Annotated in this window: 11 protein-coding genes and 1 pseudogene; 6 read left to right on the top strand and 6 right to left on the bottom strand. The window is 39.1% G+C overall.

All coding sequences use genetic code 11. The features are described 5' to 3' along the window. Positions 1 to 208, top strand: a pseudogene (locus tag ACSHXM_RS04380) (hypothetical protein); the annotation flags it as partial. An 88-nt stretch (positions 209 to 296) separates the two neighbouring features. Here the strand turns inward: ACSHXM_RS04380 and ACSHXM_RS04385 are convergent. Beyond that, positions 297 to 3,356 (bottom strand): efflux RND transporter permease subunit, encoded by a 3,060-nt coding sequence (locus ACSHXM_RS04385; protein ID WP_435687515.1) that lies wholly within the window; start codon positions 3,354 to 3,356, stop codon positions 297 to 299. Then, entirely contained in the window at positions 3,356 to 4,402 is a 1,047-nt protein-coding gene (locus ACSHXM_RS04390) for an efflux RND transporter periplasmic adaptor subunit (RefSeq protein WP_435687516.1), read from the bottom strand. The genes ACSHXM_RS04385 and ACSHXM_RS04390 overlap by 1 nt, the downstream gene beginning before the upstream one ends. 140 nt (positions 4,403 to 4,542) lie before the next feature. Here ACSHXM_RS04390 and ACSHXM_RS04395 point away from each other — a divergent pair, with 140 nt between their 5' ends. The 4 genes from ACSHXM_RS04395 (at position 4,543) to ACSHXM_RS04410 (ending at position 9,686) form a co-directional block, all read left to right on the top strand. Further along, positions 4,543 to 5,115 (top strand): TetR/AcrR family transcriptional regulator, encoded by a 573-nt coding sequence (locus ACSHXM_RS04395; protein WP_435687517.1) that lies wholly within the window; start codon positions 4,543 to 4,545, stop codon positions 5,113 to 5,115. 186 nt (positions 5,116 to 5,301) lie between these two features. Next, a complete protein-coding gene (locus tag ACSHXM_RS04400; RefSeq protein ID WP_435687518.1) occupies positions 5,302 to 6,813 on the top strand; it encodes a sulfatase-like hydrolase/transferase in 1,512 nt (503 codons plus the stop codon). After that, the gene (locus ACSHXM_RS04405; RefSeq protein ID WP_435687519.1) at positions 6,810 to 7,886 is read left to right on the top strand and encodes a glycoside hydrolase family protein; all 1,077 of its coding nucleotides are present in this window, start codon (positions 6,810 to 6,812) and stop codon (positions 7,884 to 7,886) included. The genes ACSHXM_RS04400 and ACSHXM_RS04405 overlap by 4 nt, the downstream gene beginning before the upstream one ends. 87 nt (positions 7,887 to 7,973) lie before the next feature. Further along, the gene (locus ACSHXM_RS04410; RefSeq protein ID WP_435687520.1) at positions 7,974 to 9,686 is read left to right on the top strand and encodes a sulfatase-like hydrolase/transferase; all 1,713 of its coding nucleotides are present in this window, start codon (positions 7,974 to 7,976) and stop codon (positions 9,684 to 9,686) included. 36 nt (positions 9,687 to 9,722) lie between these two features. Here the strand turns inward: ACSHXM_RS04410 and ACSHXM_RS04415 are convergent, their stop codons facing one another. The 4 genes from ACSHXM_RS04415 to ACSHXM_RS04430 form a co-directional block, all read right to left on the bottom strand. Further along, complete coding sequence (locus tag ACSHXM_RS04415; protein ID WP_435687521.1) at positions 9,723 to 10,760, bottom strand: Ldh family oxidoreductase; 1,038 nt, start codon at positions 10,758 to 10,760, stop codon at positions 9,723 to 9,725. A 261-nt stretch (positions 10,761 to 11,021) separates the two neighbouring features. Further along, positions 11,022 to 12,176 (bottom strand): PKD domain-containing protein, encoded by a 1,155-nt coding sequence (locus tag ACSHXM_RS04420; protein ID WP_435687522.1) that lies wholly within the window; start codon positions 12,174 to 12,176, stop codon positions 11,022 to 11,024. A gap of 271 nt (positions 12,177 to 12,447) precedes the next feature. Further along, positions 12,448 to 12,690, bottom strand: a complete 243-nt coding sequence (locus ACSHXM_RS04425) for a hypothetical protein (RefSeq protein WP_435687523.1) — start codon at positions 12,688 to 12,690, stop codon at positions 12,448 to 12,450. A 254-nt stretch (positions 12,691 to 12,944) separates the two neighbouring features. After that, on the bottom strand, positions 12,945 to 13,685 hold the full coding sequence (locus ACSHXM_RS04430) for a hypothetical protein (protein WP_435687524.1): 741 nt from the start codon (positions 13,683 to 13,685) through the stop codon (positions 12,945 to 12,947). A 135-nt stretch (positions 13,686 to 13,820) separates the two neighbouring features. Between ACSHXM_RS04430 and ACSHXM_RS04435 the strand changes: the two genes are divergently transcribed. Next, positions 13,821 to 15,347 (top strand): winged helix-turn-helix domain-containing protein, encoded by a 1,527-nt coding sequence (locus ACSHXM_RS04435; RefSeq protein WP_435687525.1) that lies wholly within the window; start codon positions 13,821 to 13,823, stop codon positions 15,345 to 15,347. Positions 15,348 to 15,462: the final 115 nt, after the last annotated feature.

A 15,462-nucleotide genomic window follows, 5' to 3' on the forward strand; every position in this document is an offset into this window, starting at 1 on the left:
ACATATAGCTACCGTAAATGCAGTGTTAGTTCAGTTGCCAGAGCTATCTATCAATAAAGAATTGGGAATGGATGATGTGTTGATATTTCCCATTTTACGTAACTTAAGTATGGTGAAAGGTATGGAATTTACACAACAAACCCTTAGTTATATGCAACATATTGCAAGTTTAACTAACAGTGAATTGTATTTTGATAGAGCTCTTTAAGTTCCTATCAGTTTATTAAGTGATTAACATCGATTGAAGCCACTTCAGTACATATACTGAAGTGGTTTTTGTTATTTTTAAAGCCTTGCTATGCAGGTTTTGAGTCAACAAGCTTCTGGTAAGATATTTTAAAAAAGATACTATAAAAAACTGGCACCGCCACTAAGGTAAGTAGTGTAGCAAATGCTAAACCGCCCATGATAGTCACCGACATATCTGCAAAAAATGGGTCAAATAATAGTGGCATTACACCTAAAATCGTAGTGATTGCAGCTAACGCTACTGGTCTCAAACGGCTAACACTTGCTTCAATTAAACCTTGAAGTGGTGGTTTGCCTTCAGTTATTTGCAGATCAATTTCTTCTAACAAAACAATGGCATTTTTAATTAACATGCCGAATAAACTCAAGAAACCTAATAAAGACATAAAGCCAAATGGCATATCTGCAGTTAATAATCCTGCAACAACCCCTACTATGGCCATCGGCACAATTAGCCATATAATCAGAGGTTGCCTTACGCGCCCAAATAACAATACACTAATTAAAAACATGACTAAAAAGCCCAAAGGTAAACCTGCTCCTAATGCTTTTTGGGCATCGTTAGCGGATTCAAATTCACCACCAAATTCTAATGAGTAACCCACTGGTAAATCAATATTTTCAATTTTTTGTCTCACTCGACTAAATGCCGCGCCGGCGGTTTCTTCAATGCCAGGTTCTGCTGATACTGTGATAGTGCGTACCCTATCCCTTCGTTGAATTAGTAATTCTTCACTGTCATATTGAATGTCGCTAGATACTTGTTGAAATGGAATGTAACGCCTTTGACTGCTACTCCAAACAACGCTGTTTTTGATATCAGATAAATCAGGCGTTGTTTGCAAACGATTTTTTGCAATAATTGGATATAGGTAATCGCCAGATTGCAGTTGGCCTATACGTAAACCACTACTTGCAAATTGAATGGCTTGGGAAAAATCTAAGCGAGAAACCCCAGCTAAACCCGCTGTAATAGCGTCATATTGTGGTGTGGCTATGAAGCCTTTTTCACGCCAGTCATCTCGAATATTACCAATGTGAGGGTCGTCAAAATATATGCCTTTGGTTTGCTGGGCTAAATGTCGCAAAATCACGGGATCAGGTCCAGAAAATCTGGCCTGGAGTTTGGCCGGAGCTGAAGGTCCAAATTGCATAACTTTCATGTAGAAACGTCCATCGGGATCGACATTTTTTAATTTTTTAGACAAGGCTCGAGTGAACATAGGAATATCTTTAGCGTTTTCTACTCGGACTAAAAATAGTCCATAACTTTCGTTGGGCATTTCAGGACCGTACAGTAGCGTAAATCGTTCCGCCCCTCGTCCTACAAAGCTGGCCACGGCTTTAACATTTTTGTCTGCTAAAATGACTTGTTCGCCTTTTTTCATATTAGCTTCTGTGCTGCGTATATCTCTGTCTTGTGGGCTCCAATAATTGATAAAAAACACAGGGGCATTAGAGGGGGGGAAAAAACCTTGTTTTATCAATCCAAAACTTGCATAAGCGCCAACCGTTATGGCAATTAATATTGCTAAACTTATCCATTTAAACCTGAGCGCTTGGTTTAATAATTTTAAATATCCCAATGATAATTTAGATGGGGTGGATTGCGTATTTTGAGCTTCACCTACTTTATATAAATACTTGCCTAGTAAAGGTGTGAGGGTTACGGCAAACACCCAGCTTAACATCAGTGAAATCAGTACTACGGCAAACAATGAGAATAAGAACTCACCCGTTGCATCGTCAGATAATCCAATGCCTGAAAAAGCCATAATGCCTATTACGGTTGCTCCTAATAGAGGCCACTGTGTACGCTTTACAATAAAACTGGCTGCTTCTAATGCGGATTTTCCTTTAGACATTCGCATCATCATGCCCTCTGCCACCACTATGGCATTGTCTACTAACATACCCATGGCGATAACCATGGCACCCAATGAAATACGTTGTAATTGTAAATCATATAGCCACATGATCAGCACTGTACCTAATACCGTAATTAACAAGGTCACACCGACTACCACGCCTGAACGCCAACCCATAAAAATGCACAAGGCCAAAGTAACAACCAATACCGATACTTCTAAATTAATAATAAAGCCATCAACTGCTTTTTCTACAATACCCGCTTGGTCATAGAGCGAATCCACTTCAATGCCTACCGGAAAGGTGTTTAATAATTCATCAATTTTTTGATTTACTTTTTGGCCAACGTCCACAATGTTTACATCAAACTTTGCTGATACGGCAAACGTAATGGCTTCTTTGCCGTTATAACGCATGACACTTTGGGGGATTTCTACAGGTTCAATAGAAATTTCGGCAATGTCTTTTAATTTAATCGACGCATTATTACCCGGTAACACAATTGATAAATTGCCTATTTCTTGAATCTGATTGGCTGAATCGGCTAAAGATATCCTGACTTGTTTGCCCTCTACTAATAGACGTCCGCCATTAAAAGGCCTCAAATTGTTATCTAATAACTGGGTAATATCTGGGAATGAAAGTCCCAAACCTGCAATTTGGTATGTGTCGAACGTAGCAACAATTTGTTCCTGCAATATCCCGTTTACATCAACTCTTGCCACGCCATCAATAGTAAGTAGTTCTCGCCTAATGATTCGTGAGAACTCTCTGATTTGATAGGGGCTAAATTCAGGTGCAGTTAAAGCGTAATACAGTCCATACACATCACCAAAGTCATCAATAACATTAGGAGTAGAGGTGCCTATTGGCAGAGATGGACTGAGGTCAGTTAGTCGTTTTCTTAACTCATCCCATATTTGAGGAAGTTGATCAGTATCGTAATTTGGCAGTACCTCAACTCTAACTTGAGATAATCCAGGTTTACTAGTTGATTTGAGCCGTTTTAATTGCGGCATTTTTTGCAGCGCAATCTCAATTTGTTCGGTTAATTCTTTTTCTACTTTTTCAGCACTGGCTCCAGGATAATAAGTCATTATCATGGACTCTTTGATAGTAAAAGCTGGGTCTTCAAGCCGGCCAATGTTATCTAAGGCGATCAATCCACCAATCACACAAACTAGGGCTGCCAGCCATACGTTAACTGGTTTGGTTAATGAATAACGTGCAATATCCATTATTGCTCAGCCTTATATTCTCTTACTGCTAATCCTTCACGCATATGTGTAATACCTGCAGAAACGACTTTGTCACCTTCTGCCAATCCATTACTAACAACTGCTAATTTATCTACAAATGTACTAATTTTTATAACTCGTTTATTGACCACAGATTGTTGGTTATCAAACAACCATACAGCGAATCCAGCTTTAGCATCGCCAAATACTGCTGAAATAGGAATTGCGGTAATATTTCCACTACCTAACAGAGGTTGTACAGTCACCATGGCACGAGAGCCGGGTATTAACTGGGTTTCTTGGGTGTTATCTATAGCAAAAGTAACGTTGTAAGTTTGTGTGATTGGATCGGGGGTGGTTTCATGCTCCACATAATGAATGTCATATACGCGATCTTCTAAACCTATTATCTGAGCTGTGGCGGAAACATTTTTATTTCCACTGTGTATGGTCATTATTTTTTCTGGAACGTCGAATGAGAAGTACATGCTAGAGCGATCTTGTAATGTGGCGATTGAGTTCCCCACTTGTACGTAGCTATTGTTTTCTAAGTATCTATCGGATACAAAGCCGTCAAACGGAGCCACTATTTTGGTATAACTCAAATCCTGTTTAGCATTATTGAGATCTAATAGAGTCGTTTCAAACAGAGACTTAGCACTATCGTAAGCACTGTGTGACACCCCGCCTTTTTTGTACAAAGCTTCGATTCTTTTTAGATCATTGGTAGCGACTTCATGCCTTACTTGTTTGTCTTTTACTTTACGTTTATACGGAGCGGGATCTAATTGAGCTAATACATGCCCCTTTTCAACTCTTTTGCCTTTAATTAAATCCGTAGAGATTAAACGCCCAGCCACTTCAAATCTAAGTTCAACATCTTTTACTGCAGATACCACAGCTGGAAATTCATAGGCTTGGTTATTTTTTTTAGTCACCGCAGCAAATGTTTGTACCACAATGGGTGATGTGTCCGAAACGACAGTAACCTCTTCAGTACAACCTATTAATAGCACTAACAGACTTGTATATATCCACAATTTCATTTTCATCCCCAAAAATAATTACGTCGCTGGTTGATTTATAATCAAAAAACAATGTTAACACATTTACATTAAGTGTAAACCCTGTTGATTGGTTAGTCCTTTTCCAGTAAACTTGAAATCAAATGTAAAGGTAGTTCTCAATGTTAAAAAGTACCCAAAAAATATTCGATACGGCAAAACAATGTTTTTTTCAACATGGCTATAGCGCCGCAAGTATCGCTATGATTAGTCGTTATTCGAACGTATCCAGAGTCACTATTCATAAACAGTTTTCTTCAAAAGAAGTGTTATTCAGAGCCTTTATTCAAAATTTTTTACGTGAAAAAGATGACCAATTAAAAAGTTATATAAGTAGCCCTGGTGATTTTTGGGAAGATACTTATGGTTTTCTATCGCAAAGATGTACAGACGTTTTTGACAATATTCCAAACGCGATTATCAAAACGGACTTATTGCATGCCGGGCAATCTTATTGCGCTGATTTAATAGAAGAAAACAAAATTAAAACTCGACAAGCCATTGGCCTAAAGTTACAAATGGCGCTTGATAATAAGCAACTATGCCTTAAGAAAATTAGTTTAAGTATTGATGATTTTGCGGCTAATGTTGAATCAGTAGCCGAAGGGATTATGCTCTCTAGTGCCATACTGGATACTAAACACACTTTACGAAAAACGCTGCATGTATATAAAGTTGCGAGCGAGGTTAATTAAGATTACGCATATTTATATTTATATTTAAATTTTGTGTTTTAAATATGTATATTTTGATACAGAATGAGATTTGCCGACAATTAATTAGGTAGCAGTAAAAAATGGAATGGCTGAATTTCCATATGTTTTTACTAAACCTGAGCAAAAAACTCGTATGAATCACCGTTATATGGATCGCGTATCAAAGTGAAAAAAATTAATACTAACCCAATATTTTTGGCTTCTTGTTTCTCAATGATCTTTCTGCCAATTATTCTATTAGGATGTAGCTTCATTCCAAAAGAAGCAGCACAAAACCAGTCGATTTTGCCTCTCAATACACCCAATATTTTGTTTATATACACAGATGATCAAGCGCCTTGGGCTATAGGTAGTTCAGGTAATGAGCAAGCTATTACCCCAAATTTAGACAAGCTTGCTGCACAAGGCATGTCATTTCCCAACGGTTATACGACAACCCCTGTTTGTAGTCCTTCTCGTGCAGGCTTACTCACCTCTCAGTATGGTTACGAACAAGGTATTGATGACTGGATCAATACCACTTATAAGTCTCTAACTCGTTTGGAACCTGAACTAGGATTAGATCCTTCAGTTGAAACTTGGCCCAAGATATTAAGTAACGCAGGGTATTACACTGGCTTAATCGGAAAATGGCACCTTGGTTACTTGGACAAGTACCATCCAACGAACTTAGGTTATCAAGAATTTACTGGTTTTATTGCTGGTGGAACCAAAACCGCAAATCCTAAAATAGAAAAACAAGGCAAAGAAAAAAAGATGCAGGGCCTAACGGCAGATATTCTCACTAACGAGGCTATTTCATTTTTACAAAACCACCAAAACAAAAAGTTTGCCTTGTCACTTCATTATCGCGCTCCCCACACTAAATGGTTGCCTGTCGCTCCTGAAGATGCAGCGCCATACAAAAATATGGATATGAAACTTCCACATCCAGATTACCCGAATTTAGACGTCAAAAAAGCCAAAAGATATATGGCTGAATATTTGTCTAGTGTGCGCAGTATCGACAGAAATGTGGGCTTACTATTAGCAGAGTTAGCCGATCTGGGTTTGGCAGAAAACACCTTAGTGGTGTTTACCTCAGACCATGGTTACAACATGGGGCACAATGGAATTTGGCATAAAGGAAACGGCCATTGGTTACTGACTAAAAGTCCTGAAGGTAGCAAAAACATTCCTAAAGGTGATCGACCCAATATGTATGACACCAGTTTAAAGGTGCCTACCATTGTTCGTTGGCCTAATGTCATTCCTGCAAATACTAGAAACGCTACCACTTTATCTAATCTAGACTGGTTTCCTACGCTAGTAGATATTGGCCAAGGTAAAGCCGACAAAAATCACACCATACGAGGCAAAAGTGCTGTAACGGCTTTATTGGATGAAAAGGCCATTTTATCTAGTGATTATTACGCAGCATATTCTACTCTTCACCAGTCTGTGACTCAGATGAGAATGTACAGTGATGGCCAATACAAACTCATCAAAGATTATAAAAACCGTGGCAGAGATGAGTTTTACGATTTAATCAATGATCCGGATGAAACACATAATCTCATCGCTACTGTAAAGCCTGAGCTGCAGCAGAAAATAAATGCATTTGACGACATTATATTCAAAAAAATGTTGGCCACTGATGATCCTGTATTAGAGCAATTTTTTGGAGATAAAAAATGAAACGCGTTTTATTAATCCTTTTGATACTTGGGTTTCAAACCCAATTAATTGCCGCAAAAAAATCTCATGCTTTCCCTGAAGATTTAGCCGAATTGAATTTACCCTATGAAGTTATAGAATCAGACTTTAGCCATAAGTTAAGTCAGGGAAAACGCATACTTGAGGAAGAAAACTGGAACGTATGGGGCGCTTCTCCAATTATTGGAGATGACGGAAAATTCCACCTTTTTTATTCAAGGTGGCGTGGCACGCATAGCAGGTGGTTAAGTCACAGTGAAATTGCCCATGCGGTAGCTGATAAACCTGAAGGACCTTATACTGTATTAGGCACGGTGCTTAGTGGCAGGGGCGAAGGGCATTGGGATGCTGATACTATTCACAATCCAACCATTCAAAAAGTGGGCGACAAATACGCTTTATTTTTTATTGGTAATAACTTAGCAGATGCCACAAAGTATGACGGTCATCATGCGTCTACTCAGCGTATTGGGTTAGCCATATCAGACAGTTTAAATGGGCCGTTTAAACGAGTCAGCGATGAACCTATTTTGGAAGTTAGCCCAAATAAGAAAGACTGGGATAGCTACTTAACCACCAACCCAGCTTTGCTACAACACCCTAATGGAGAGTTTTGGTTATATTACAAAGCTTGGGACAAATATAATGACGACATGCGCAAAATGGGCGTAGCTATCGCCAAAGACATTAAAGGCCCTTACATTAAACATGCTAAAAATCCTTTGGTGAATTTTGCTCAATATAAAAAACAAGTTGAAGACGCTTATGTATTTATTGAAAACAACACGTTTTATATGATCATGCGTGATATGGGGGTTATCCATCCACATGTAGGTTTAATGTTAGATTCCAAAGATGGTATTAATTGGTCGGCACCTCAATTGGGCTATCGCACTAATGTAGATTTTACCAATGAAAGTAAAATACAGCGTATGGAACGCCCTCAGGTGTTAATGCAAAACGGCAAAGCTACACATTTATTCTTAGCACTAATGGGCGGAAAATTTGATACCTCTACAGCGTTTGTCATTAAGATAGGTGAAACCAGTCAATAATTAAATTGTAGACAAAATACAAAATACAATATGCAATACTAAACTCTGTTAATATGAGAAACATTATTAATAAGTGTTGATTTCAAAATGCAAAAATTTTCATTCGCTACTTTATTGGTTTTCTTTTCCTTAGCTTGTATTGCGAAACCAGAAAATAGTCCACGTCCAAACATTGTGGTTATCTTGTCTGATGATGCCGGTTTTACAGATTTGGGTAGTTTTGGTGGTGAAATAGATACGCCTAATTTAGATGCCATGGCAAAAGAAGGCATGCGTTTTAGTTCTTTTTATAGCAATGCGCGATGCAGTCCTACTCGAGCATCTTTATTGACTGGAGTAGATGCTGCTCATGTTGGTTTTGGTGGCGGTGTTGTAGGTGACTGGGTTAGAGAGTTACCTTTTAAAGCTCACCGAGCAAGACTTTCTTACGAACAACCACTTATCTCAGAGCTTTTAGGTAACAACGGTTACCAAACCTTAATGGTGGGTAAATGGCATTTAGGTGGCAGTTACATTAAGAATCACCCTGAAAAAATGGCCGCAGGCTGGCGCAAAACTCACCCGGCAAGTATGAAGTTAACTCCCCAGGAAATGGAAGCGGATTACCTAGCTTTGCCCCCTCAACGAGGTTTTCAACAAAGTTTTGTATTTCACGGCGCCCAAGGCAACTTGTTTTATACACCAGCAGATAAACATGAATACTACGAAGGTAATTCACCGGCAAAGTTAAAGTACGATTACCAGTACCAAATGAATTGTTATAACAAAACAGCATTTGAGAAAAAATATTACAGCGCATGTCACGGCAAATCAGGCCAAGCATTTTATGCAACAGACGGCATGACAGATCGCGCGGTGGAAATGATAAGTGACGCAGCAAAAAAGCCCGAGCCATTTTTTATGTACGTCGCCTTCCGCGCCCCACATAAACCGTTACAAGCCCCAGAACCTCTGGTACAAAAATATTTAAAGCGTTATCAGGATTTACAAAATATTGCCGACACCCGTCACACCAATCTAGTAAAAGAAGGCATGTATCCCAAAGATGCCAAAGCAAATTCAAATAATCACAAATGGACTAAGCAACCTGAAGACAAAATTGAAGACTTTCGTTTAATGTCTGCGGTGCATGGTGCCATGATGGAAAAACTAGACGAAAACGTAGGAAAACTGATTCAAGGCTTAAAACAGTCTGGAGAATATGAAAATACTCTCATAGTGTATATGTCTGATAACGGCGCCGCGTCACATATTGGTGACTTAATGAATAAGCCTTTTAGGGGCGTTAAAGCGTTGTTGTGGGAAGGGGGAGCAAGAGCCCATGCTATTGCCACTTGGCCTGGGGTTATCAAACCCGACAGCATGAATCATGATTTAATATGGGTGGGAGACTGGTTACCAACATTTTTAAATATCACCAACACCTCATTTCCTAAAACGTTTAGAGGTTCAGTACCTCGTCAACCAGATGGTCGTGATGTTCTGGAGTCTTTAAAAGGGCAGCAACAGGCTCCACCAGAAGCCTTATTTTTTAATGACAAAGGCCAACAAAGTGTTATTTATCAAGGTCGCTGGAAACTACTTATGGAGGCGGGTTGGTATCTGCAAGCTAGTGCAGTACCTGGTGTTCAATATGAACTGTATGATTTACAAAATGATCCAGGTGAATCTAATAACCTTGCTACAGATAAACCTGAGCTAGTGAAAAAACTCGAAAAATTGAGCCAAGCATGGAAAGCTGAAAACCAAATTGTGGATTACGCAGAGATAATAAAAATAAAACCCCAAGATCCGTTTTAGTTTTGTATGAAAAAGGTGAGCTAATGCTCACCTTATTTAGCCTATTTTACTTTCAAATAAATCCACACCAACAGTTCTTAACGTTTGGGCTATTTCGGTATGGACAGGCACTCCTTTAACTAAATTGTTACGCTTTGCTTGCCAACCTCTTTCACTAGGAAACATAAATGCAGGGGTAACTTGTTTGAGGTGGGTAAACAAGTCGGAGGTTTGTTGATAAAAAGTATCTAAGCCTACAAACTCTTGTACATTTAAAGCAATGAATATTTTGGTTGAATCGGGATCTGCACCACTTTTATCCTTGGCTAATAATTGAAAACTAAAAGCGGCGCCGGCTAAAGTAGCGGTTAACATTTCCATCATTAATGCTAAGCCTTCTCCTTTATGGGCCCCCATTGCAGACACTGCTCCTGCCAAAATAGCTTGGGCATCTGTGCTTGGTTCGCCTTGCGGGTTGAATCCTAATGGTGAGGTAATGTCAGTATTTTCTCTTAACATAGTCGCGACTTTACCGACCGCCGCTTGACTCATCGCCATATCTAACACAATGGGTTCTTCTGGTTGTGCGCTCGGCATACCAATTGCCAAGGGGTTATTACCTATTATGCGAGATGTTGCCCCCCAAGCAGCCATGCTCGGTATGGCATTTGTGGTGCAAATTCCAATGTGCCCTTGTTTTGCAGCATAACTGGCATAAGCATGGCCCCTGCCCCAATGACTGGTATTTTTAGCTAAACAGACACCTACACCAAACTCCTTACTTTGCTGAACAGCCTTTTCCATAGCGTTTAATGAAGCTACACGGCCAGAACCGTTATCACAGTCAAGCACACTTATGGCACCAAAAGATTTGATCAGTGTTTCGATAGGATTAGCGTTAACACGCTTTTCTTCTAACGCCGCCAACAAATTAGGCAACATACGTACACCATGTGACGGTACCTCTAATAAATCGGCATCCACCATAATGTTAGCTTCTTTATCGGCCCTATCTTTTAATAAGCCTGCAGTTTGCATGCGAGCACTGACACAATCCGTTAATACCTTACGATTAACTCGAATCAAATTCGTCATGCACACTATCTCCTACTGTTTACAATTAAAAAAAACACGCGCATATAGACGCTTCGCCATGTTCAGTTTTGGTTTATTCTGAAAATATTAAAAGCGTTTAAGATAAGGCTCAATAAAGTCTTATTTAGAATAATGTACTTTAATCAATGCCATTAAATAACTGCACCTTCAACAAATTGAGTTTTTTTAATGGTGACTGAACTTAAAGTTTTATCTCTATAATACAGACACTGTGACGTCTAATACGCAAATCCAATAATATTAATTAATAGCTAGGCCTTTCTGTTTGCAACCTTGCTTAAGTACTTCAAACATTTCGATATTAAATCTAAGGCGTTTGGCGTGTGCTGGGGTAGACGAACCGACTTTTTCTCTTTCTAACATTCCGTCTAGTTTTGATTTAACTATCTTACAGTTGTGTGCAGATACTGGTAGTCGTGGTTTTGCAACTGTGCTTTTGGCCGCTGGAGGTTGGTTTACATTCTTAACAGCAATATTTACGGTATCTGTGGCTGTTGCATTGTCATTATCTGTCACTGCTAGTTGGAATGTCAGTGTTTCATCCGTAGTTATGTCAGGTGCAACAAATGTTGCCGTTGCTGAAGTCGCTTTTTTTAAAGTAACTGAAGTACCCGATGTTTGTGTCCAGCTATAGCTAGAAATGGAACCATCTGCGTCGGTGCCTGAGCCTGATAATGTTACACTGGCTTGCTCCTTAACTGTTTGGTTGCTACCTGCATGAACAGCGGGAGATTGGTTTATATTTTGAACAGTAATATCTACAGTATCAGTGGCTATTGCATTGTGATTATCTGTCACTGTTAGTTGGAATGTCAGTGTTTCATCTGTAGCTATGTCAGGTGCAACAAATGTTGCCGTTGCTGCAGTCGCATTGGTTATAGTAACTGGTGTACCTGATGTTTGTGTCCAGCTATAGCTAGAAATAGAACCATCTGAGTCGGTGCCTGAGCCTGATAATGTTACACTGGCTTGCTCCTTTACTGCTTGGTTGCTTCCAGCATTAACAGTAGGAGGTTGGTTTACATTCTTAACAGCAATATTTAAGGTATCTGTGGCTGTCGCATTGTCATTATCTGTCACTGTCAATTGGAATGTCAGTGTTTCATCCAAAGTTATGTCAGGTGCAACGAATGTTGCCGTTGCTGAAGTTGTATCTTTTACAGTAACTGAAGTCCCCGATGTTTGTGTCCAGCTATAGCTAGAAATGGAACCATCTGCGTCGATGCCTGAACCTGATAATGTTACACTGGATAGCTCCTCTACAGCTTGGTCGTTACCTGCATTGGCAGTGGGAACTGTATTCGCAGGAGGTGGCGTACATCCACTCCAGTAAACAACAATCATAACTGACAAAAATACTTTAATTACGGTTGTTCTTTGGTGCTCATTCAGCATGCAGCTTTCCTTTAATTTTTATTGTAGGAACATTCACCAAAGATCAACTGCCTCTAGTGACAGAAACTCAATACATGGTATATCAGGAGACCTTCATAATGAAATTGTTATGCAATTAGCTTGGTATTTGATCTGGAATTTGTGAGTGACTTTGTGAGCTGTAGCTTGTGAGAAGCAAGCCGCGTATCAATAATTTGAAATGCGGCTAGTTACTAGTTTTTGTCACAGTGTATTAGTTAACACTTCTGCGAGAACATTTTAATAGTGATAATTAATTAAGGGCTAAACCTTTTTGTTTGCAGCCTTGTTTAAGTTCTTCAAACATTTCGATATTAGATCTAAGACGTTTGGCATGTGCGGGAGTAGAAGAGCCTACTTTTTCTCTTTCTAACATACCGTCGAGTTTTGATTTAACTATCTTACAGTTATGTGCAGAAACTGGCAGCTGCGCTTTTGCAAAAGTACCGGTTGAAAATATGGCTAAGCTGATTAAACCTACTGTGACTAATTTCATGTTTTTGCTCCTGTGGTTAGAGATGTAAACAATAGGTTATTTTTACAGCAATGGTTATGACTGGGTTCATACATTGTTACCCCAAATAATACCTTTCACCACACTATTAAGAATGCTGATCAATAAAGTGACAAAACCTGCACATACAAAAAAGTCGCATATTGCGACTTTAAAAACGTTCTTAATGCATTAAAGCTTGGTTAGACCATAACCAAGACAATAGAAATTCTTTACATCAAATCTTTGTATAAAAATCACAAATCATTAATTCTGCGACGAATAAATACAATGCTGGTACTTAATAACATCAGGGTAATCGTTGTTGGTTCATTAACGTCAATCATTTCTCCTCTAGAAACACTGGCAGTGATAATTGTTGCGTCATCGTAGAATGTGTCCTTGGGCATCACAATGAAGTCAATAAAGTCGCCTTGCTCAAGTGCGATGTCTGAGCCAGTTACCTGATAAGTTGTGGTTGTTCCAAAACCTGTTATGTCTTGAGCACCATTTAGTTGATTGCCATTGACCCGTACCGACACATTTACGCCATCACTGGTGCAACTAAGGCATTCGATTGTGTCTATCGCGAAAAAATGACCAAAAATGTCATAGTCATCATCCTGTTGAACTAAATACCTGAGCACTATATCGGCGTCGTTTTGCCCAGGGTGAAGGTTCAGTGCACCTGCTTTGAAAACATTGCCAGGAAATATTTCATCTTTATCACTGGTATTTAAGAAACCTGCATGAAAACCACTTTTAACCCAACCTACTATGTTTGGCCTGCCAAGAACGGTTGTAGGGCTGTAATCAAACAGCTCGAATACACTGCCGCTATACATGCCAATTTGCCACTCATTCGAGATGGACTGGGATGGATCTGATTGCTTAGCGAGATCCAAGAAAAATACCGAAGCGTTAGATGTGATTATTGAAGCATTAGATTTGGTAATGCTGACGACAAAAACGAGCAGTGCAAGCGTAAGCTTATTCATATTTAGTCCCTAAGTTATAGTAGCTGTTGATTCTCTTCGAAGGCATAATCTCAGATAGATATTGAACGCAAAAGGTACATTAGATTTTTATGATGTTTTTAATACATCACAAACCAGTGAGTTTGGAGTGTTGCTATGGGTAAATACCAGCTTGGAGACTGGGTTATAGATTCATCACGAGGACTTTTACTTGATGGCGATCAAACTATAAAGATGGAACCCAAATGCATGGATTTGCTTATGCTTTTGATTCGTGCAAACGGTGAGCTTGTTTCTCGTAAAACAATAATGGAATCATTATGGCAAGGCCGATATGTATCTGATCATGCTATAAATAATATTGTCGCTATGTTAAGAAAATATCTAAACAATGGTAGTGATAAAAGTTACATCACAACGCAACCTAAAAGAGGGTATATCTTAAGTGAGCCAGCCTTAGAGTTGAGTACAAATCGAAAAAATGCAGAAGCTGTTCAGGAAAAAAATAATAAAAATAAACTAGCTAAAAAGTGGCTGCTTACTACCCTTGCTGCAATGTTTGTCTTTGGGTTAATCATAATAACAATGATTAAGCCGCAACCTATTACTGAAAATGATACATCGATCTTAGTGTCAACGTTTGACGTAATTGATTCAGACGATGGGTCGGTTGTTTTTGCTAAAGGCCTTTCTGAGGAAATTAACCATCAATTGTCTTTAAACTCTAGTCTAAATGTTATTGCTCGCTCAATGGCAAAAGCAGCTGATAATAATGAGCTTTCAAATCAATCTGTTGCACGACAATTAAATGCAAAATACATCCTTGAGGGGTCGGTTAGATCCGAGCAGAATTCGTTTCGAATCATTACTCGGTTAATAAATGGAAGTACTGGAGCCCAAGTTTGGTCTGAAGTATATACGGCAAATAAAAAAGAGATGTTATCAAGCCAGTACAGCATCAGTACGCAGTTGACCAAAACGATTAGTGCTAATCTGAATGCAGTAGATATTTTAAGTGATTCGGAATCTAATTCTAGTCCTTTAGATTTGTTACGAGGATTTAAACTCAAAACTTATGGTGGCGTTCCCTCGGTGCTTACTGCCAATGCTTCCGAGTTTTTCCTGAACCTCAGTCATCAGGTAGACCCCACTCAATCCATCACGAATGAGTGGCAAATTGGCATGTATAGCGGCAGTGTGTTCGAGCTGTTTGATTACAGTCCCACAACTTTGCTTGGTCGTTCATCAATTGTAGGTTGGGTAAACAAAGGCTTTCACGCTGGGTACTTAAACAACAGTGATAAAGATGAACTATTTCCTGGTAATGTTTTTAAGTCAGGGACACTAACTCTTCATCCAGGAAATAACGGTGTTGAAATAGTACTCAGGTACGTGATCCAACAGGATGGTGATTATGATATATCAGGCCACTTTTTCGCAATGGATACTATTGAATGCCTTAAATGCACTAGCGATGGCGTAAATGTTTCGGTTCGGATTAATGGCAATCAACTAAATGATGCTCAAGACTTAACAGGTTTTGGAACAACCACAACTTATCAGGTAACTGGCTCAGATATTGCGCTTAAACAAGGTGACGCTGTTGACTTTATTGTCATGCCAAGAAGTACCTTTTTTGATGATGCAACAATAGTCACTGCCAGTGTTTCCAAGGGAAACTAATTTGTACACCGGTGCTACCACCGAGCGATTAGCTTTCAGCATTTAATTAATGTGAGTTTAGGGTGAAAAATTAACTCTTAAACAAAAAAGCCGCTTAAAAAGCGGCTTTAACAAC

This window comes from Paraglaciecola sp., from assembly GCF_051252315.1.
In the GTDB taxonomy this organism is placed as follows: Bacteria; Pseudomonadota; Gammaproteobacteria; order Enterobacterales; family Alteromonadaceae; genus Paraglaciecola.